Here is an 18,300-nt window from a genome sequence, read left to right as displayed (position 1 = left end):
CACTCCGAGCTCGATTACCGGACCCCGATCGAAGCCGAAACCGAGTATTACGCTGAAACCGAATCACTCTTGAAAGCGACCGCTTCCCAAGAGAACACCTAGGAACGAAACCCAGGGCTATTCACCTGGCATTTATTTCTGCGGCGGTAAAGCAGTAGGAAAGGGCGTCGCGCTAGCTTGCGGTTCACGGTCTCTCACAACTCGGCAAAAACAGAGGAACTTGCGAGCGTCATTCGGCACAGCCGCTGCAGTGGCGGGCGCCTCCCTAGCTGTGTGGACAGTGCTCAAATCAGACAGGTTTTCTGCCCAGGAGTTGGCAAGCGTCGCCTCCGATTACGGAGGGCAAGTTCTCGCTCTATTGCTGGCAGCAAAGGGGCTCGTATTCTTCATCGGACGAATACTCCTAAGTTTTGCGGACGTATTCCCACTCTTTATCGCCGGATCAACCATCAACAACTGGCGCCCTACTCCGTGCCCGAGGCAGTCCTGTTTTGCATGAACTATGAACTATGAACTATGAGTTTCAACGCTTCCAACTAAATTTGGAGACCAGCAAGTCACGTTTTGAGAAAGGGAGCGCCCGGGTGGTATCTACTGTGGAAGTCGGACTAGGGACTTCAAATGGGGCGAACGTTCACGATTCGCAGCTGATCGGATTGGATAATGGCTGAGCCGAGTAGGACAACTGGGAAGTCGACTCAGCCTCGGGTGGAGGCCCGGCTGGTTGCTCAATGGGCGCCTGTCATCGGCTCGAAATACTCTCAAGCCCTCGCTGAGGGAAAAGATGCGGAGAGCCTGAGGTTCCTTCTAACACTCCCATTCGCACTTGCGGGGGTACTTGAGATAAAGAGCAATATTGCGATCTCATATCTAATACTCGCGATGGGATTTATTCTTCTCGGGGTCCTCGAGTATTTTGCAGCAAAGCGATTGCGGAAGGTTGGCAAAGCGATCGTCATTGACCTGAAGCGCCTTGGCTTGAATCCTTCATCGGTTCCAAAATTGAAGCGGATCCCGACATTTGAACGGTGGATGGTGCGTGAAGGACTGACTTTCAGTTCAGTGCAAGCAGCATGCATGTTAGAGGACGATCCAAATAGGATTTCGAAATGATCATGGTGGTTCTGACCTGAAGCGACCCTCAAGCGCGGCGCGCCAAGCCGAAAACGACGTCAAATCCAGGGTCCCCATTACGCCAGCACGGTGGGGCACGTCACAGAGTCAATCAAACCGACAGCAGTCCCGTGTCGATACCGATCACGCTGACTTCATCTGACCTAAAAGGTGCCGCGCGTCAACAGGACGGCACCGTAATTTTTGCAGTTTCGTACGGGTGCAAGCAATGAGCGCACCCCGCCGGCCTCACACTGAGACTTCTTGTTGCCGAGGTGGGAGCTGCTGCACTGACAGGTGGCAGTCTCTGGACAGGCATCCGGGGCGACTGACGTTTTCATGACGGCCTCGAACTCGACCAGCGCAACCTATGATGGCCAGCGATCTCAGCTCGCTCTGACGTCCGCAAGCCGGACGGTTATCGGACGGGAATTTATGTCCTCCAGGAGCAGCCAATTGTCGGGTCCTGCAGCTTAGGAAGGGTGCCCGGGTGGGGGCCGCTTGCGGGATTGTTCTTGACCCCTCGACCGGGCGAAGTGCACCGTTCGAACCATGAATGAATTTCTGATCGGATACGCACGCGTGTCCACAAACGAGCAAGATCTCACCGCCCAACAAAACGCCCTGGAAGCTCTCGGCGTCAGACCGAACCTGATCTACACCGACCATGGTCTCACCGGCACCAACCGAGCACGCCCCGGCCTCCGAGAAGCCCTCGCCGCCTGCCGAAACGGCGACACCCTTGTCGTTGCCAAACTCGACCGACTGGCTCGTTCGCTTCGGGATGCGAAAGACATCATCGACGAACTCACCCTCAAGGGCGTCAAGCTCAGCATCGGAGGATCCGTCCACGATCCGACCGACCCGGTCGGACGACTGCTGTTCAACGTCCTCGCGATGGTGGCCGAATTCGAATCCGACCTCATCCGCGCCCGAACACGCGAAGGGATGCAAGTGGCAAAAGCGAAAGGCCACCTCCGCGGCAAGCAACCGAAGCTATCGACAGCTCAGCAACGCCATCTGATGGAAGTGCACCGGGCGGGCACCCATTCCACAAGCGAGCTTGCTGAACTGTTCAACGTCGCCCGCTCCACCGTCTACCGCACCGTCCAACGACAGTCGGTCGACCGCTGAAACATACCGGCCGGCTCCCGTTGCCGAGCCAAACAACTCAGCAACGGGACAACCGACACCAGGGGGCCATAGCAGCCTTTTCAAACGTCGAGCCATGTCACAAGGGAAGATCCGCCATGCGCGAATGTGTGGTCTTCAGGGTGGCGCTTATTTGACGGAACCGGGCTGGTGTCGATGAAATCTCAGCCCGCTGTAACGTTTGCACCAGTGCCGGACATTACAGAGTATGGGGACACGCATCGTGAACGAGGTCGAGCTATGGACGCGCGCCCGCGCCAACGACGGACGCGCGTTCGCATCCCTCTTTGATCAACATCGTGATCGTGTCTTCCGCCACTGCTTGCGCCTGGTGGAGAACCCGCAAGACGCGGAGGAGGTCACCGCGACATCCTTTCTCGAACTCTGGCGGCGGCGTACCAGCATCATCCTGGTCAACGATTCCGTTCTTCCCTGGCTGTTGGTGACGGCGAGCAATGTCGCACGCAATGTCAGTCGAGGCACTCGGCGGTATCGCGCGCTACTTGACGCTTTTCCCAGAACCACTGATTCGCGTGACTACGCCCAACGCGCAATGGCTTACGTAGAGGACCGGGATGTTGATGACACTTTGATTCTGGAGCTTAGGTCACTAGGGCAGAGGGATGCCGCTTTGATTGTGCTGGTCTCCCTTGAGGGCTACACGATCACCGATGCGGCTCAACTACTCGGCCTCTCACCCGGTGCGGCTCGTACACGCTTGCACCGGGCAAAGAACAAACTTCGAGAACAATTTCCCCAAATCGTGAAGGAGCTGCCATGAACGAGGTTGAGTTTGATCCGTTGTTCTCCTCGGCGCTGCGCGGAGAATTAGAATCCCGGGCGTCAGGGGTGAATTACCGTCCACCGTTTTGGCGCACCCACATCCGCCTCGGCGCCGGCATCTTCGTCGGTGCCACGGTTCTTATCGGTGGTGGTGCTTTCGCCTCGGGAATCCTGCCGATCCCCGGCGGAACTCAAGCCACTGACCTTGCCACCACCGTTATCGAAACCCATACCGGGACGGCCACCGTCGAGCTCGGACGCGCGCCGAATGGTGCAACCAACATCTTCGTATCCCTGACCTGCCTCACCGCGGGCACGTTCACCTTTGCCGACGGAGCCAGCATGGGATGCGGTGCTGATGAAGCGGCGGGACTGAAGGGCATCGCCACTTACAGCCTCCTCATCAAACCCGGACAGCATTCCACGAAGATATCTACCGAGCCCGGTAACCGGTGGCGAATTGAAGCGACCTGGGTCAGCGAACGGGTCACTGAATGGGCCGTGAACAAGAACGGAGACACCTACGGTGCAATGAACGAGCACGGTCAACCCGATCTCATCTCAGTGGTCGCAACTAACAACGAGCCCGGGTACGTTTACGCGGGAGAACTCGCCGAAGCAGACGGCAGTGCTCAAGCGACAAAGTTCAAATCACCCGAGGAAGCACTCGCGTGGCAGAAACAGCGTGAAGGCAAGACGTTCACCGTGCCGGTCTACAAGAGTGACGGCAAAACCAAAGTAGGTGAGTTCGTCATCAACGGGTGAGACCTGATGCTCGCGAATGCGAATGCGAGTGTCGAGAATCGACGTAGACCGCCGCGGAATCGACTTCTGTCAAAATCTCTGTCTTGGGCGAAGCGGCCCGTAAGTGGAACGTCAAGTGGCGCTGTGACCGTAGAGTTGAAGGCCATCTCAGCGATTTACCGAGTCACTCGCTTCCCGGGACTTGCTGGTGAGAAATTCGTTTCGCTTGATTTGAGAGCCGCAATCCATCGTCACCGAATTTGGCCAGAGCAGATGTTGGCGACGCGTGAAGCGCAAGAACTTGCTCGATCTGTTTTGCGTACCGCCCACCTTCGTATCATTCCGATCCGTGGAGACCGATCTTTACGAATAGGCGGTGAGTCAGCCCACTCGACGGCGAATTGGGAAGCGCGTCAGCGGAAGGCCTCCCTGGAGGTCAGCCCACGTGGCCTGAGTTCGACAAACGCATCTAGCCAGGGCTCAATACCCGCGCTGGCCCGGAGCGCTCGCTCCAATCGCGCGGGTCCGACGATCTTTCGGTTGGGCAGTCGGGCAACCTCATCCTTGTTTGCTCGCCGTCGCTGAGAGCCCGAGTAATTCACCACATCGAAATGGTCGGCCGACGCCACCGCCTCTTTAAACGCGGGAAGCGGTAGATCGTCACGAACGGGAATCCAGTCCACCACCTTCCAATGGCCTGCGTGGATCTTGGCGTCCAAGGATAAGGCGAGGAATTCTACGGGACCGGCCAAGGCCTCGATAAGCCGGTTTGGCAAGTCGGCGGCGGACAGTAAGGGTCCGAAGACAGCGAAAAAGTAGGCGTCCTTCCCGTAGGTCGCGACGACTTGGCCGACGCCGAACCGACCATCTCCTGTCGGGATCGTGAAAACGTCACCGATGCTAGGGCGCTTTATCACCACGGGTCCGCTCCTGCTCCGAGGTATCTGGGACAAGTTCGTGTCGGCTCAACCTTGTTGCCGTGCCTGTTTGAGAACTTCGGGTCTCAGGTTTCGGCGAGCAGTGAGGAACTCCAGCCCGATCAAGTGACCATCATCATCGAAGTCCAGGACTATATCTTCACGCACGTTGGTATCAAGGAGGGTTTCGGATCGTACGGCCCGACTCCATCGACTCTCCTTTGTGAGGAAGGAGATATACGCCGAATCGTTATTAGCGTCAAAGGTGAAATCCATTCGCGAAGGCTACCAATGGGTCGCACTAGAGGTACATACGGATCACACCAACCCGCGTTCCCCTCACATCAGAGCTGTGTCCGGATGCGGAACCTTCAACGCACTCATTCGGTCATACCCGGTTATACTTTGACTATGAAGACCGCGATTTCGCTTCCAGATGACATATTCGAACGGGCCTCACGCCGCGCTAATGACCTCGGCATGAGTCGTTCAGAGTTCTTTGCCCGCGCGGCAGGAAGCTATCTGGATGAGCTGGATGCCACCTCCGTCACGAAACAGATCGACGCAGCACTCGCCGGGATCGGTGACGACGAATCCAACGACTGGGCCGTCGAAGCCGGGCGCCGCGTACTGGCACACGGTACAGACGAGTGGTGATCGAGCGAGGCGGGGTTTACTGGGCAGACCTTGGCCAACCTGTTGGTAGCCGACCGGCGAACCGAAGGCCCGTCCTGGTCATCCAGTCCGACTCGTACAACGAGTCTCGACTGTCCACGGTCTTGGTTGCGGTGGTGACGTCGAATACTGCATTGGCGACCATGCCTGGAAACGTATTCTTACCAACTGCCGTCACGGGCCTGCCTCGCGATTCTGTGGTGAACGTCACGGCTCTGGTCACGCTTAACAAGTCCGACCTGAGCGAGCAAGTTGGACAGGTCCCCAGCCGACTTCTCGACGACGTCGACCGCGGATTGCGCCGAGTTCTCAGCCTGTAAGACAATCACAAGGGGAACCGGCTACGCGCTATTTCGCAGCTCGACCCGAATGCTGAGTGTTTGGTTGACGTGCTCGATGCGGGGTCCTCCCGTGTGGGCGTGGGCCCACGCGTGACTGGTTGGGAAAACCCAGGCATGCTATCCATGCGCCCGGTGTTCGTGTGAAGATGAGCTCCCATCATCGGCTACCCGAAAGCCCGCACATGCGCATCTTGGCGTTCGTTTCATCTATCATCGTCGCGACCGCCCTCTTGATGGGAGGGGTCGTTCTTCTGGTGGTGAATACGAGCCAGAAGAACTCTTTGTGGATCCTAGCCGCGGTCCTGGCGATGAGCATCTTCATCTATGGCCCGATAATACTGGGGTCGTTTCGGGCTTATTGGGATGTCACCAGTTCGACCGACTCCGCACGGTACTACCGCCGCTTACTCCTCATAGTCCTCGGCTTGGAAGTGCTCGCAGCTATCATCATCGTTGCTTTCGCAGTGCTTACGTCGACTGGCCCTCTCATCCCCGTTGTGTTCATCGGCGTCGGAATTGTCCTCACTGTCGCGGCTCTGCTCATCGGGCCCGCGTTCTACCGATATGACCTCGCACACCCCGCCGCGACCTCCGACTGGGTAGCCATCGAAAAGGCTCAGATCAGAAAAAGGATCCTGGCAATAGCGATCACATTCATCGGCGTCCTTGTTCTAGCGATGGTCGCCCTAACAACCCTGAACGCGTTGACCCCACATACACTGAACGTTCTCCAAACACTTCTCTTTGCTCTTTCCTTCGCCTGCATCTTCGCCGGCGGTGTTTCCGTGTTCTCAACAATCGGTTGGAACCGTCGACTTCGTGATGTGACAGACCGAGATCCATCACGCCTCCGCCGGGTTGCTCGCGTTGTCATCAAACGAAAACCCCTCGACCTTGACGAGAAGGATCTGGTAGCTGCGGCGAGATTCGCGGCAGTGATCTCGGTCACCATGTCATTCCAACTCGCCTATATTGTGCTTCTCTACGTCGGGATCCTTCTACAGCAGATCAACGCACTGGCAACCGGGAAAGCGGGCGATTTCATCGTCGTGATTGTGACCCTCCTACTCGCGACGCTCGCCATTCTTTTACCCCTCCAGACCGTCCGCATCCAACGAGCCCGACGATATGCTCGCGACCACCTCGCTGACCTCGACCGACAACTCGATGGACCAGCAGGCTGACGACCGTACATCGAATGTCCGCAAGCCGGACGATCAACGGGCGGTATTTCTCGGCGGCGCGAGAGGACGCTCAAGACCTCTTTTCGTCAGGATCGGCCGCCCGTAAGCGGAAGGGTCAGCGTCACAGATGAGGACGCTAAACCCTCATTGGTCCTGGATCAGATCGCTTTGGGATTTCCGCCCCCGAAAAACAATGCGTTTGATCCGATTCCAATGTCTTGTTGCACCATGGCCGTTACCTCAAGCCCGACCGCGCGGGCCTCCAAGTGCGCGAGCCCGCCGATCTCTTCCGGCATCGTCGCGTGAAGCATTTGGCTCCGCCATTCCGAAAGCTTCTTGGCCGTCGATGGACGCAGGTGTACTTGTTCAGCAGTAACACGAGACTTCGCCCGAGGAGCCCAGTCGAACAAATCAGTTCCTGTCTCAACCGTTCGGACCAGGATTCGCGGATTCCAGCCGCGTGGCATCGGGTGTCGACCACCGGTACCGAAGAAATTGTCACCCGTGCCAGCGGCACACCAGATCTCGGTGTTCGAGCCCAGCTCTCGCTGCACACGAGACGAGAGAAGAAAGGCATCAATTCGATGCTGAAGTTCTACCTCGTCGTTCGGAAACTCGAACCCGGTAGCACTGATCATCTCGAAGACTAGGTTCCAGTTCTTCAGATCATTTCGAAGGCCCGGGGACAGGAGCTGAACAACTTCGCTGTTGTCGTCATCCGTTCTCCCCAGTCGTTGCCAGAGGACACGGTCGCCTACTGTGTACTCGGCCATAAGAAGATATGCGCGAGGGTTCCAACTCATCATCACAACCTAGCGGTGGCCGAGATATCTGGGCCCAGCTCGCCGGGCACAATTGTGACGGGGCTGACAGTTCGCAACCGGGAGGTTCAACGCGAGAGGTCGAGAGTCCATTGACCAAGTCGCCGAGAGCTCCAGAATCATGTCACGAAGGAACCTCCGACGGAGTCTATGAGGGTCTGGCTATGGTTACTGAATGAAGAGCGATGAGTTCATCCAACGACTTGTCGGTGAATTCCGCTGGGTCAGCGACGAGGGAACGCGTTCCTCTGGTGCAGATAGAACTCGGTGGGCACACAATCCGTTGATCTTGGCCCAAATCGGTAGCAAGCTGGCCGGACTATTCGAATTAGAAACCCCGACCGTTGTCGTCGGACCACAGAGCAGTGGTTATCTGTACGGTGCTCTGGCAGCGGCGAGCGTTGGTGCAGGATTCGTGGGCGCAGAGAAAGAGCGCGGGATGCTCGCTGACTCTGACCCCTGGCTTACTGCCGTAACGCCTCTCGACTACCAAGGTCGAAACATGAAACTGAGCTTTCGGAATGTGCTCCTGTCACCGTCTGACCGTGTGCTTCTCGTCGACGATTGGGCCGATACTGGCGGTCAGTTGCTCGCCCTGAAATCGTTAGTCGAACAGGCCGGCGCGACGCTTATCGGGTCCGCAGTAATCGTTGATGCACTTTCTGAACATTCCGTTCGTCGAACCCTCAATCTTCGCGGTCTGCTCAACCTTCGAGCACTCAGAGACTAGCCACGACCCGTAAGCCGGACCATCACCGGGGGGCATTTCCCGCCCTCGCGAGAGCCCGCCCTGGAACACTTTTCGCCCGGATCGGCGGCCCGTAAGGGGAACCTCTAGTGCGGCACTTTCGGAGATCACAGTCCCTTCGCCGGGTCTACCGCAATTTAAACCAGTGCCTCGGGTCACGATCGGGGCAAAGTTTTAGGGGCGTCATTTGACGGTTCGAAGAACCGTTGACTCGAGCGCCGCCGCGCGACGCTGGCGACCGATTTTAACGGCGAAGTAGGTCGCTATTCCGACGATGAATACCTGGAAATCGCCTTCGTCACAGTCCTGCGAAGTCCGAGACTACCCACGGTGTGGTTCGTTTAGAGATTCCGCTCGGCGTAGATGGCCATCGAATCACGCACGAAGGTCGCTCCCTTTTTCCCACCATAGTTTTTCGCCAGGCGCTCGTCAGTGACGTAAGTAGCGCCTATCCATGTGAAGTATTCCTTCGTCGGGTTTCCGTCCAGCGTCCGCGGTGTGCCGGGGATACTTCCCAGCCAGTCGTAGTGCCGCTGAGCCAGTTCCTGGGCCTCGTTGGAGTCGACCGGGACGGCGCTTTTGCAGGCGGCGGTCCAGTCGGCGCCGAGTTCAGCTGCCGCGATGACGAAGTCATCTTTCTGATCTTGCGACAGGGACTCGTACCAGGCGTCGCTTTGCGCATAGGCGTCCGCTCCCCACAGCTGCTCAACCTCCTCCTTGTAGGTGGTGTGATCGAAGCCGTCGAACATTTTCTCTGCCATTGGGGTATTTCCTCTTTCCAGTTCCTTGATGGTGCGCTCGATGCTGACCTTCTGCCGGCCGAGTCGCTCTTGTTCTTGAGACAGCCACTCCAGGTGCGAACGCAGCGCCGCGATATCGTCGCGTTGTCCGGCCAGCACGTCGCCGATGGCGGCGAGCCCGAGGCCGAGTTCACGCAACAGCAGTACTCGTTGTAGTCGCACCAACGCTTCGGCGTCGTAGTAGCGGTACCCGTTGTCGCCGATCCGGCGCGGCGCAACCAGCCCAATCGCGTCGTAGTGGCGCAGCGTTCGACGTGTGGTTCCTGCGAGGCGAGCGATTTCCTGGATACTCCAGTCGCTTCCAGTGCTCATGCTGTCTCCTTCGAGATAGACGGTAAGGGGTGACGTTACGTCCACGTCAAGTCGACATGAGAAAAGTACGCAGAATTTTCTCGTTCACTTTTTCGCATAACTGTTCACGCCGATCCGAGTAATCAAAGGGGATTCAGTGACCGTGAGGCAAATCCAGCTACCATCTGGCAGGGGCAGGGGCCCGCCCTGTCCGAGGGTTACCGTGTCGGTTGCGTGGGGAAGGCCGCGTTCGTAAGTTGCTCAGAGACCCTCCATAGTCGCGCGGAATCCGCCTCGTTGAGTGCCCGTCGCGGCGGAGCCGTCACTTTCGGGGCTCCAGTAAACCCGAGGAATCCGTCGGGGCCATAATACGAACCTGGCAGTGCATCCGGACTGGTGGCTCCGAACAGCGCAGGCAGAACGCCCTGAGGGACCTGTTGCCACATCCACTTCCAGCCTCGTGTTGAGTCGACCAGGCGAGTGCTGGATGTATCCCCGTCTTGCCGCGGACCGGTGATCTGCAGATTGGTGGCGACAATCCCGGGGCGGGCGGCAGTGCTCAGGATTCCCCACCTGTTCGCATCGCTCTGGCGCTGAAGTTCGCGGGCGAACATCAGCATCGCGAGTTTCGACTGCGCATACGCCGCAGCCGGCGAATATCGTCGGGCTCCCTGAAGGTCGTCCCACAGCAGCTGGCCCCGGCGCGCCAGTCCGCTCGAATACGAGACCACACGCGGTGCGCCTGAAGCCCTCAGCAGCGGCAACACGCCCGCGGTAAGCGCGAAGTGCCCAAGATAGTTACTGGCGAACTGGACTTCGAATCCATCCGTGGTGAGTTGCCGGGAGGGCGTATGCATGATTCCCGCATTGTTGACCAATATGTCGACAGGGCGCCCTTCGGCAATGAGGGCTTCCGACAGCCCCGCAACACTACTCAGCGAGGCGAGATCGAGAGAGCGAATGCTGAGCCTCGCGGAAGGTGTTTCTGCGAGAATCTCAGCGATAGCGTCCTCGCCCTTCGCCCGATTGCGCACCGCGAGAATCACCTCAGCACCAGCCGCAGCGAGACGGCGAGTGAGCCCCAACCCCAAGCCGCTGTTCGCGCCCGTCACGACGGCAAGACGACCAGAGAGGTCGGGAACAGAAATATCGGAAAGTAACTTGGTCACAGGATCTCCTAAACGATCACTCCTACACACAGGACACGAGAGAAGAGTCGGCATCCTCACCGTGTTTCCCTCAAAACCCGAAACTAGAGGCTGACGTAGCGTCCGAGTCAAACCCATATTCAAAAATCCGCGATCACCTCTCTAGACGAGGATCCCTAAGACGCGTGAATAGCTCCGAGTATCCAGAAGCGGATTCGTTGGAGCGCATATCCGTTTCTCATCCCTCCAAATACCCCCCCGTCCTCATCCGCGACGCAGAGCGACCGAACATGAAAATGTCCATCGGGCCTGGGGAAATGTCGAAAGGATGCACCGTAAACGGAACCTCATACGGGAATGATCCAATGGCGGACGAGGACATCGTGGCCGGGCGCCTAACGGTTCCCACGCTCTGACATGCTGGAGGCTTTGCGCGCGGTCCGCTCATCCGCTGAGCAACGCAGACGCCAGCCACGCTGCCCCGAGCACTGCCCATTCGCGCGAATGCATCAGCCGAGCGCGATCCCGCTGGCGAGCGGGCCGGTCGCATCGATGATGTCGAGGTGATTCACCGTGGGCTCGGTTCCGGGGCGAGCACCGCCGAAGGCGGCATCGACCGCGTCATGAATGCGGTTGTCGAACGCGTAAGTACAGGCCTCCTCAGACTCCCACAGGTCGATGTAGCGCAATCCGCCGTCTTCGCGGCGCACGCAGAGGTGCAGAAGTAGCCCCTCGAGCGGGACCGATCCGAGGGTCGACATGACGCGGCGGTAACCGGCCTCGTCAAGTGGAACATCCTGAGTAAATGCGTAAACCATGTCGCTAGCTCCCTGTGTTTGGATTCGGTGATATCGGTGTTTTGATTCATCCGAATTGCGTTCGGATGAATAGGCACTACTGTGAACCCCATGCCCGACAGTGTCAAGAGCCCGCGCACATACAGCTCACCGCTGCGGGCAGGGCATGCGGCGGCAACCCGTCAGCAGATATTGGATGCTGCCTGGCTGCTCTTCACCACACGCGGCTATGCCGCCACCACCGTCACCGACGTGGCGGAGGCAGCAGGGGTCTCTGTTGACACGCTTTACGCCGCCGTGGGTCGCAAAAGCGTGCTGCTACGTGAGGTTGCGGAGTCATCAATCTCGGGCACCCCTTCAGCGGTGTCGGCCGAAGACCGCGAGTACGTCCAGCAATTCCGGGCCGCGACCGACCCGGCAATCGCGCTGCGGATCTATGCCCAGGCGATCGTGGCGATAAGTCCCCGCACCGCTCCGCTCTTCGCCGCGCTACGGGATGCTGCGCGCACCGACCCAGACTGCTCGGCGCTTGCCAACGAGATCTCGTCGAGACGAGCATCCAACATGCTGCTGCTCGCTACAGACCTGCGGAGCAAAGGGGGCGTTCGCACAGAACTCACTGACCAGTTCATCGCCGACTTCATCTGGGCAACAGCCGGTTTCGAGCACTACCTGCAGCTTGAACAGGGCCGCGGCTGGACAGCACAGCAGTTCGGCGACTATTTGGCTGAGATCTGGATTCGCACCCTTCTTGCGCCTTAGCCGAACATGAACGCGCGCGGAGGAGGACGGCCCCGAGAATCGCGGTTCGCGCGTCTTCCCTTCGATCACTCGCCGCTAAACGCCACCGCTCATCAGGACTGAACCTGATCTGAGCCGTGGAGGTGTAGCGCGCCTCGTCGATCAGGTGAGTAGGCGAGCTCAAGCAGCAGACCCAACGAGACTTTTATGGGTGCCCGTAAGGGAACCTGCACGGACGCTGCAACCGCGACCTCGCGATTTTGCCGCGCGTACGATCGGAGTCTCACGAACTGGTCTCGGTCAGAGGATTATGAACAGGTGGGAAAAGGTGACGTGGTGTTCCCGCCTTTACCTCTTCTGTTTCGTTGCGTTGGCTAGGGAAGTTGTTTCTCCGGGCGGTCCCAGACGAGGGTGATTGTGGCACCGTTCGCTAGGGGTTCGATGCGTAATGTCAGGTTGGCGGCGAACAATTCTGAAGTTTCCAGATCGGTCTGAGCGCCCTGCGACTGCGCCACTAAGCTCTCGAGGGCGATGGCGACAGAGCGTCCCCAGTCATGCGGGTGTCGGCTGGATGAAGAACTACGCGCAGTGATCAGGGCCATAGCTCATCGTGAACCGTTATACGCAGCGTGACAAGTCGTTTTAATACGAAATGGGCCAGCTGACGATTTGGGTGACTTGCGGACCTGCCCTGGAGTTCGGTTAACCGTTGCTGTGGATCGAGTCGGGGCCACTCCGGCGGATCTCATTCGCCTCGATATTCCGTATTGCCAGTCAAGTCTGCGGGGTGGCTCCCATAGCCTTCAGCTCGGCAAGGATCTCAAGCTGTCGCCGGTTGATCGTCATGAGTGCCTGAATTTCTTTCTCGGCCCTCAGATTCGTTTCGTAATCATGCTGCGCCATCACACCGGCGATGGCATCCTGCCGTTTCGCGGCGATAAGCAAAATGGCACCCTGCAGCCCGGCCAGCATCGAGAGGAACAGGTTGAGCAAAATGTAGGGGTAAGGATCCCACGCCTTCGATGCCAGAACCAAAGTATTGATAGCAGCCCAGACGATCATGAAGCCGATGAAACCTCCGACGAAGGGCCAACTTCCCATCCCGTTCCGCATCAGGTCGGCGGCCCGTTGGCCTTTGGTTAGCGAGTCCTTGTGCTTCTGGTGCCATGTCTTGTTTTCATCAGTCATGGTTCAAACTAACCGACAACAGCCCCACCGGAAGGATGATCAACGGACGGCCTCTCAACGCGATCTCTGAGACAGTAGTGAAAGTGGTTGTCGACTTCGAAGGGTGCCCGCAAGCCGGACGCTCACCGGTCGGTATTTCCCGCCATCGCGAGAGCCCGCTCTGGAACACTTTTCGCCAGGATCGGCGGCCCGTAAGCGGAACCGCGAATGGGACACTGTTCACGTGATTACCGAACATGCACTGTTGCCCGTGATGCCCGGCAGGGAAGACGAGTTCGAGATCGCTTTTACCGAAGCACGAGCGATCATCACCTCAATGCCTGGGTGCCGGGGACTGTCGCTGTCGCGTTCGATCGAATCGCCAAGCACATACCTGTTGCTCGTCGAGTGGGAGACGTTAGAAGACCACACGATCGGATTCAGGCAATCGGAGCAATACCAGGCGTGGCGTGCTCTGTTGCACCATTTCTATGAGCCATTCCCCTTGGTCGAACACTACCGATCCGTCCCGTAACCGGAACCTCCAGCGATACGGCTGCAGGCCCTAGGCTTGCGGCCGCTAAGTTCAGCAAGGCGTGGCTCGGGACGTATTCCAGACTGACTAGCTCTCATACCGAGTGCCCGCTTCCGTAAAGTGATCGCATGCGCAATCTCAAACCGCTAATGAATCGACTGGCTGCTTCCGCCGTCGGCATTGCGCAGTCAATCGGCATGAGTTTCGGGGGTGGGAATGGAGACCCGACCATCCTGCAGGAGCCAGTCGAATCCTCGGACACCTCGCAACGGAAGCGCAACCGAACTCGAAGGCGCAAGCGCAGATAGTGGAAATCAACGCGACAGGATTTTCGGCGTCTTGACAACCGACGGTACTGCACGTCCGACGCCAATCTCCTGAATTCACGGCACCGACCGCCCGGCAGGGGAACGGCGAACGCGACTCTTCGTGGGCCGCTCAGCCGAATGGCACAGCACCCTTTGAAGATCGAAATTCCTCATGTCTCGGCTAATGTTTGTGCGAAGGTAGCTGCATGAGATCAGGAGCCCGAGTTCACGGTGGCTGGCTCGCCGCCGCCTTAGTCGCCGCATTGCTCAGTGTGCTGATCGTTGTCGGGTTCCAGACAGGTTCGTGCCAAGATTCACGGGATCCCGCCGCGAGCGTCTGTGGGCAAGGTCCTGAGCCCTTCGCTATCCTGCTTGGCCTAGCTGGAGCTGTCTTCGTCATCTTTGCGCTGATCCGCGCATTCCGTCGACAGTGACGGGGCCATCCGCAAGCCGGACGACCACCGGGCGGAATTTGCGAGCGTTCTGGAGACCGCGCTGGAGACCACTTTTGGCCTCAATGGCCGCCCGTAAGTGGAACAATTATCGGGCGCGGGTCTGTCTGACTTCTTGTGTATCTGGCATCGGCTAGTTGAGTCCTAGGCGGTCGCCGTAGGTCATTGCGAGTGTACTCAGGATAGCTTTCCAGCCGGCGATTTCGCCCGCAGCGCCCACGCCAGAGCGAACCTGCCGTACTGGGCGGCGAACGTTTCCGCTTGGGAGCCGCCGACGACCACGCCGAGGATGATGCTGGGCCAGAAGTACGAAGTGAAGCCACATCCTCCGATCCACGCCATCGGGAATCCGAGCCCGCCGCCCAGGGTCAGCCCCGCCGTTCCTCCCAGAGCCGAGACAAGGTTGAACCATGCCACCACGGATAACACGATTCGGATTGTAGGCGACGGGACCGGCCACGTTCTTGTTGCGCTCATGATGCTTCAGAGTGGTGGTGCGGCGGGACCGTTCAGAAGGTTCCTGGCCCAAGTCGCCGCACGCTCGAGTTCCCCGTCCACTAGCGGACCCTGATAGCCCACAACCCGGAACGTCACTGGCTTGCTATCTACGTCGAACCCTCGCGATCGCAACTCGTGCCTTGCCGCCTTCGCGGCGGATCCTGGCATGCGAGGCGAGTCCACTCTCGTATCGAATGTGGCAGCCGGAATCGGCGTCTCGACGGGGGTGAGGTCATCCAGCCACTCACGGATGCCGCGCTGCGGCACGTGTACAGCGGCGTCCTGCTGTTTGGCAGCGTCCCGAGTCGACTTTCTGCTCATCGAGAACGCGTGTGTCGGTCCACCCACGATCACCAGGTCGTAGCCCTCGACCACATTGGGCGCGGAATCCGTGTCGACGAAGTTCACGGTCGCGGTCGACTCCAGTGCCTGACTCACCGTCTCGGCGACTTTCTTCGTATTGCCCCATAGCGATTCGTAAACGATAAGTATTCGCATGATTCCCCCTCGCGGTGATGCTTCCAATCTCATCGCGTCTCTGTGGCCGACAACAGTGCCATTGGTCCTGCGGGGCGAAAGATAAGCCAGATCCGGAAGGCGACTCGCATTGCGTCTCCGGGGTTCCAGACTGGCAGCCGGGTGGGTGGCTGGCTTCATGTCGTGGATTGGGGAGCCGGGTAGGCAGGTTCGATCAGATGTCGACCGCTAGCACCGGGACCTTTGGCTCTGTCGAGCGCGCCCCTGCCACGAGAGCCTGAAGACGAGACGCACCCCGCCTACCGGTGGAAGGAAAATCAAGACCATGTTCCGTATCGCTATCGCTGTGCTGTTTGTGTTGCACGGACTGATCCACTTTTTTGGCTTCGTCAAGGCCTATCGCCTCGCCGATATCCCGCAGCTCGTGCAGCCCATCTCACAACCTGTGGGGCTACTCTGGCTGGCAGCTGGCCTTCTGTGCTGGGTCGCCGCCGGGGCGTTGTTCTTCGCACCGCGTTGGTGGTGGGTCGTCGGCGCTGGCGCGGTGGTGGTCTCGCAGGCCGTCATCTTCTCGTCGTGGGGGGATGCCAGCATGGGAACAGTCGCAAACGTAGTGCTGCTCGGTGCTGCCGCATACGGCTTCGCCTCACGTGGACCGTTAAGCCTTCGTTCCGAGTTCGAACACAATCTGAAACGCGCTAGGCCAGCGGTTTCTTCGGCCGCCGGCAAGCTGATCGTCGAGAGCGACCTGGCTTCCGTGCCTGATCCGGTGCGGCGGTACATCCGTCGATCCGGCGCGGTCGGCCAGCCGCCGGTGACCGACTTCCGTGCTACTTTGACCGGTCGGATGCGAAGCGCCCCCGACAGCGCCTGGATGACGTTCACTGCGGACCAGCTGGACCTCGTAGACACCCCACAACGCTTCTTCATGATGAACGCGAGGATGAAGGGCCTCCCGGTGGACGTTCTGCATGCGTTCGACGACGATGGCGCGACGATGCGGGTGCGGTTGCTGTCGATGCGTTCTATCGTCGACGCGAAGGGTGCGGAACTCACCCAGGCCGAAACTGTGACCCTGTTCAACGACCTGTGCTGCCTGGCACCCGGGGCCCTGCTCTCACCCAACATCAGCTGGGAGCCGATCGACGATCACAGAGCCACAGCGCACTTCACCCTCGGCGCCAACACGATCACGGCCCAGTTGCGCTTCGACGACCTCGGGGATTTGATCGACTTCGTCGCCGACGGGCGTGGAGCCATTTCCGCGGACGGCCATACCGTTACACCCGAGCGGTGGTCGACTCCGCTGTGCGATTATGCGCAGGTCGGACCAGCGAGAGTGGCGACCAGGGCCGACGTGAAGTGGCACCCTGATGCCGGCGCGTGGACATACGGCGAGTTCCAACTCACTTCGCTGGCGTACAACGTCGCCAACCGTGCTCAAGTAGGCGAACCTGAGACGAATGGTTTCCCCCGCGATCACATAGTCGCGCCGCACCGCGGCATTCGAGCATGGATCGCGAATCACCGGCTGGTTTCGTTCTTCATCCTCGCTTACGCAATTTCGTGGACTCTGTGGGGCATCGCTGCCCTCGGCGCGGGCCAGGTAGTTTTTATTCTGGGTGGGCTCGGCCCCCTCGCATCCGCGCTGATCGTCACGCGACTCTCCGGACGGTCGGTGCGCGCCTGGATTCACTCACTGCTCGTGTGGCGAGTCCCACTGGGATACTACGCAATTGCGCTGCTCTTACCCGCGGCGATATACGCGGTCGTCAATCTTGTGCTTGTCGCCCTCGGTCAGGCCCTCGATTTCTCACTGCTCGCTGTCGCAGCGCCCGGCTATCTCGGCACGTTCTTCATGGTCGCCACGGTGGGCGGTGGGCTAGAGGAACCGGGTTGGCGTGGCTTTGCTCTCACTGGACTGCAAAAACGCAAGACACCACTCGTCGCCACACTTCTGGTGGGCCTCGCCTGGGGTATTTGGCATATCCCGCTGTATGGGCCCTTGGGATTCGTCGTTCCCCTCATTCTTGCCTTCTTCTATACCTGGCTCTACAACCGCACAGGGAGCATTCTGATTTGCCTGCTCCTCCACGCGAGTTTCACCCCCGCGCAAAACTTCCTGACGATCGCCGTCGATCCCGCCAGTGCAAGACCAGCTGCCAGACCCGTCGGCAACGCTGCCGACTTGGTGGTGCTCGGTGTGTACGTAGCAGCCGCGCTAGCGCTCACCCTCGCCACCCGCGGGCGACTTGGCTACAAGGGCACACCAGCCGACGGCTGACCAGCCGGGAACTCGAACCTGCTCCCATCTGCAGATTGCGGCCCACTGGACGTCAGATCAGCCCTGAATCGGCCTGACTTTCGTTCCTATGGGGAGGCTTGTCCGGCGGGTGCCGGCTGGCCTGATTCTTGGTCAGCGTAGTACGCGTTCTCGACCTCGGTCGGGGTTCGCATGTCGAGCTCTCCGTGGAGTCGCTGGTTGTTCCACCACCACACGTATTCGAGGGTGGCGAGTTCGACCTGCTCGACCGTCCGCCAGGGGCCGCGCTGACGGATCAGCTCCGTCTTGTAGAGATTGTTGACGGCCTCTGCCATCGCATTGATG

At 59.2% G+C, this 18,300-nt stretch carries 20 protein-coding genes and 1 pseudogene; 11 read left to right on the top strand and 10 right to left on the bottom strand.

Annotation, left to right across the window (positions count from 1 at the left end; genetic code table 11):
* The first annotated feature begins 663 nt into the window (after nucleotides 1–663).
* The 4 genes from VLI63_RS17375 (at nucleotide 664) to VLI63_RS17360 (ending at nucleotide 3,813) form a co-directional block, all read left to right on the top strand.
* Nucleotides 664–1,113, top strand: a complete 450-nt coding sequence (locus tag VLI63_RS17375) for a hypothetical protein (protein ID WP_409158108.1) — start codon at nucleotides 664–666, stop codon at nucleotides 1,111–1,113.
* Between the two features lie 552 nt (nucleotides 1,114–1,665).
* Nucleotides 1,666–2,247, top strand: a complete 582-nt coding sequence (locus VLI63_RS17370) for a recombinase family protein (protein WP_409158107.1) — start codon at nucleotides 1,666–1,668, stop codon at nucleotides 2,245–2,247.
* Nucleotides 2,248–2,488: 241 nt separating this feature from the next.
* Nucleotides 2,489–3,046 carry an RNA polymerase sigma factor gene (locus VLI63_RS17365; RefSeq protein WP_409158106.1) on the top strand — a complete coding sequence of 186 codons (558 nt, stop codon included), beginning with the start codon at nucleotides 2,489–2,491 and terminating at the stop codon, nucleotides 3,044–3,046.
* Nucleotides 3,043–3,813 (top strand): peptidase M56 family protein, encoded by a 771-nt coding sequence (locus tag VLI63_RS17360; protein ID WP_409158105.1) that lies wholly within the window; start codon nucleotides 3,043–3,045, stop codon nucleotides 3,811–3,813. Before VLI63_RS17365 ends, VLI63_RS17360 begins: the two co-directional genes overlap by 4 nt.
* 392 nt (nucleotides 3,814–4,205) lie before the next feature.
* Here the strand turns inward: VLI63_RS17360 and VLI63_RS17355 are convergent, their stop codons facing one another.
* Together VLI63_RS17355 and VLI63_RS17350 are read right to left on the bottom strand one after the other, a co-directional pair.
* A complete protein-coding gene (locus tag VLI63_RS17355) occupies nucleotides 4,206–4,712 on the bottom strand; it encodes a hypothetical protein (RefSeq protein ID WP_409158104.1) in 507 nt (168 codons plus the stop codon).
* 45 nt (nucleotides 4,713–4,757) lie between these two features.
* Entirely contained in the window at nucleotides 4,758–4,985 is a 228-nt protein-coding gene (locus VLI63_RS17350; protein ID WP_354576176.1) for a DUF2283 domain-containing protein, read from the bottom strand.
* A gap of 135 nt (nucleotides 4,986–5,120) precedes the next feature.
* Between VLI63_RS17350 and VLI63_RS17345 the strand changes: the two genes are divergently transcribed.
* The 3 genes from VLI63_RS17345 (at nucleotide 5,121) to VLI63_RS17335 (ending at nucleotide 6,909) form a co-directional block, all read left to right on the top strand.
* Nucleotides 5,121–5,366, top strand: coding sequence for a CopG family transcriptional regulator (locus tag VLI63_RS17345; RefSeq protein ID WP_409158103.1), 246 nt, complete (start codon nucleotides 5,121–5,123; stop codon nucleotides 5,364–5,366).
* A complete protein-coding gene (locus VLI63_RS17340) occupies nucleotides 5,360–5,704 on the top strand; it encodes a type II toxin-antitoxin system PemK/MazF family toxin (protein WP_409158102.1) in 345 nt (114 codons plus the stop codon). Before VLI63_RS17345 ends, VLI63_RS17340 begins: the two co-directional genes overlap by 7 nt.
* Nucleotides 5,705–5,907: 203 nt before the next feature.
* Entirely contained in the window at nucleotides 5,908–6,909 is a 1,002-nt protein-coding gene (locus tag VLI63_RS17335) for a hypothetical protein (protein ID WP_409158101.1), read from the top strand.
* Nucleotides 6,910–7,067: 158 nt separating this feature from the next.
* Here the strand turns inward: VLI63_RS17335 and VLI63_RS17330 are convergent, their stop codons facing one another.
* A complete protein-coding gene (locus VLI63_RS17330) occupies nucleotides 7,068–7,715 on the bottom strand; it encodes a hypothetical protein (RefSeq protein ID WP_409158100.1) in 648 nt (215 codons plus the stop codon).
* A 190-nt stretch (nucleotides 7,716–7,905) separates the two neighbouring features.
* On the opposite strand from VLI63_RS17330, the gene VLI63_RS17325 reads away from it, so the two are divergent.
* The gene (locus VLI63_RS17325; RefSeq protein WP_409158099.1) at nucleotides 7,906–8,460 is read left to right on the top strand and encodes a phosphoribosyltransferase family protein; all 555 of its coding nucleotides are present in this window, start codon (nucleotides 7,906–7,908) and stop codon (nucleotides 8,458–8,460) included.
* A gap of 359 nt (nucleotides 8,461–8,819) precedes the next feature.
* Here the strand turns inward: VLI63_RS17325 and VLI63_RS17320 are convergent, their stop codons facing one another.
* The 3 genes from VLI63_RS17320 to VLI63_RS17310 form a co-directional block, all read right to left on the bottom strand.
* The gene (locus VLI63_RS17320; RefSeq protein ID WP_409158098.1) at nucleotides 8,820–9,590 is read right to left on the bottom strand and encodes a MerR family transcriptional regulator; all 771 of its coding nucleotides are present in this window, start codon (nucleotides 9,588–9,590) and stop codon (nucleotides 8,820–8,822) included.
* Between the two features lie 197 nt (nucleotides 9,591–9,787).
* Nucleotides 9,788–10,738: an SDR family oxidoreductase gene (locus VLI63_RS17315; RefSeq protein WP_409158097.1), complete on the bottom strand. Its 951-nt coding sequence runs from the start codon at nucleotides 10,736–10,738 to the stop codon at nucleotides 9,788–9,790.
* Nucleotides 10,739–11,226: 488 nt separating this feature from the next.
* Complete coding sequence (locus VLI63_RS17310) at nucleotides 11,227–11,535, bottom strand: hypothetical protein (RefSeq protein WP_409158096.1); 309 nt, start codon at nucleotides 11,533–11,535, stop codon at nucleotides 11,227–11,229.
* Nucleotides 11,536–11,625: 90 nt separating this feature from the next.
* On the opposite strand from VLI63_RS17310, the gene VLI63_RS17305 reads away from it, so the two are divergent.
* Nucleotides 11,626–12,276 carry a TetR/AcrR family transcriptional regulator gene (locus tag VLI63_RS17305; protein ID WP_409158095.1) on the top strand — a complete coding sequence of 217 codons (651 nt, stop codon included), beginning with the start codon at nucleotides 11,626–11,628 and terminating at the stop codon, nucleotides 12,274–12,276.
* 753 nt (nucleotides 12,277–13,029) lie between these two features.
* Here VLI63_RS17305 and VLI63_RS17300 read toward each other — a convergent pair.
* Nucleotides 13,030–13,443: a DUF1003 domain-containing protein gene (locus VLI63_RS17300; RefSeq protein WP_409158094.1), complete on the bottom strand. Its 414-nt coding sequence runs from the start codon at nucleotides 13,441–13,443 to the stop codon at nucleotides 13,030–13,032.
* 223 nt (nucleotides 13,444–13,666) lie between these two features.
* Here VLI63_RS17300 and VLI63_RS17295 point away from each other — a divergent pair, with 223 nt between their 5' ends.
* Nucleotides 13,667–13,957, top strand: a complete 291-nt coding sequence (locus VLI63_RS17295) for an antibiotic biosynthesis monooxygenase family protein (RefSeq protein WP_409158093.1) — start codon at nucleotides 13,667–13,669, stop codon at nucleotides 13,955–13,957.
* 937 nt (nucleotides 13,958–14,894) lie between these two features.
* On the opposite strand, the gene VLI63_RS17290 is transcribed toward VLI63_RS17295, so the two are convergent.
* Both VLI63_RS17290 and VLI63_RS17285 read right to left on the bottom strand, forming a co-directional pair.
* Nucleotides 14,895–15,146, bottom strand: a complete 252-nt coding sequence (locus VLI63_RS17290; protein WP_409158092.1) for a hypothetical protein — start codon at nucleotides 15,144–15,146, stop codon at nucleotides 14,895–14,897.
* 54 nt (nucleotides 15,147–15,200) lie between these two features.
* Entirely contained in the window at nucleotides 15,201–15,713 is a 513-nt protein-coding gene (locus VLI63_RS17285) for a flavodoxin family protein (RefSeq protein WP_409158091.1), read from the bottom strand.
* Nucleotides 15,714–16,017: 304 nt separating this feature from the next.
* Between VLI63_RS17285 and VLI63_RS17280 the strand changes: the two genes are divergently transcribed.
* The gene (locus VLI63_RS17280) at nucleotides 16,018–17,976 is read left to right on the top strand and encodes a DUF6544 family protein (RefSeq protein ID WP_409158090.1); all 1,959 of its coding nucleotides are present in this window, start codon (nucleotides 16,018–16,020) and stop codon (nucleotides 17,974–17,976) included.
* A gap of 86 nt (nucleotides 17,977–18,062) precedes the next feature.
* On the opposite strand, the pseudogene VLI63_RS17275 reads toward VLI63_RS17280, so the two are convergent.
* Nucleotides 18,063–18,296 (bottom strand): annotated as a pseudogene (locus tag VLI63_RS17275) (IS3 family transposase); the annotation flags it as partial.
* Between the last annotated feature and the right edge of the window lie 4 nt (nucleotides 18,297–18,300).

Source organism: Lacisediminihabitans sp. H27-G8, from assembly GCF_046156175.1.
Taxonomy (GTDB): Bacteria; Actinomycetota; Actinomycetes; order Actinomycetales; family Microbacteriaceae; genus Lacisediminihabitans.
The sequence above is the reverse complement of the archived record's forward strand: the minus strand, read 5'-3'. Positions and strand labels throughout refer to the sequence as shown.

Excerpts from the sequence above, each read along its gene's own strand:
- VLI63_RS17375 (WP_409158108.1), top strand. The coding sequence starts at position 664 with ATGGCTGAGCCGAGTAGGACAACTGGGAAGTCGACTCAGCCTCGGGTG.
- VLI63_RS17370 (WP_409158107.1), top strand. The coding sequence starts at position 1,666 with ATGAATGAATTTCTGATCGGATACGCACGCGTGTCCACAAACGAGCAA.
- VLI63_RS17360 (WP_409158105.1), top strand. The coding sequence starts at position 3,043 with ATGAACGAGGTTGAGTTTGATCCGTTGTTCTCCTCGGCGCTGCGCGGA.
- VLI63_RS17350 (WP_354576176.1), bottom strand. The coding sequence starts at position 4,985 with ATGGATTTCACCTTTGACGCTAATAACGATTCGGCGTATATCTCCTTC.
- VLI63_RS17345 (WP_409158103.1), top strand. The coding sequence starts at position 5,121 with ATGAAGACCGCGATTTCGCTTCCAGATGACATATTCGAACGGGCCTCA.
- VLI63_RS17335 (WP_409158101.1), top strand. The coding sequence starts at position 5,908 with ATGCGCATCTTGGCGTTCGTTTCATCTATCATCGTCGCGACCGCCCTC.
- VLI63_RS17330 (WP_409158100.1), bottom strand. The coding sequence starts at position 7,715 with ATGATGAGTTGGAACCCTCGCGCATATCTTCTTATGGCCGAGTACACA.
- VLI63_RS17325 (WP_409158099.1), top strand. The coding sequence starts at position 7,906 with ATGAAGAGCGATGAGTTCATCCAACGACTTGTCGGTGAATTCCGCTGG.
- VLI63_RS17320 (WP_409158098.1), bottom strand. The coding sequence starts at position 9,590 with ATGAGCACTGGAAGCGACTGGAGTATCCAGGAAATCGCTCGCCTCGCA.
- VLI63_RS17310 (WP_409158096.1), bottom strand. The coding sequence starts at position 11,535 with ATGGTTTACGCATTTACTCAGGATGTTCCACTTGACGAGGCCGGTTAC.
- VLI63_RS17305 (WP_409158095.1), top strand. The coding sequence starts at position 11,626 with ATGCCCGACAGTGTCAAGAGCCCGCGCACATACAGCTCACCGCTGCGG.
- VLI63_RS17300 (WP_409158094.1), bottom strand. The coding sequence starts at position 13,443 with ATGACTGATGAAAACAAGACATGGCACCAGAAGCACAAGGACTCGCTA.
- VLI63_RS17285 (WP_409158091.1), bottom strand. The coding sequence starts at position 15,713 with ATGCGAATACTTATCGTTTACGAATCGCTATGGGGCAATACGAAGAAA.
- VLI63_RS17280 (WP_409158090.1), top strand. The coding sequence starts at position 16,018 with ATGTTCCGTATCGCTATCGCTGTGCTGTTTGTGTTGCACGGACTGATC.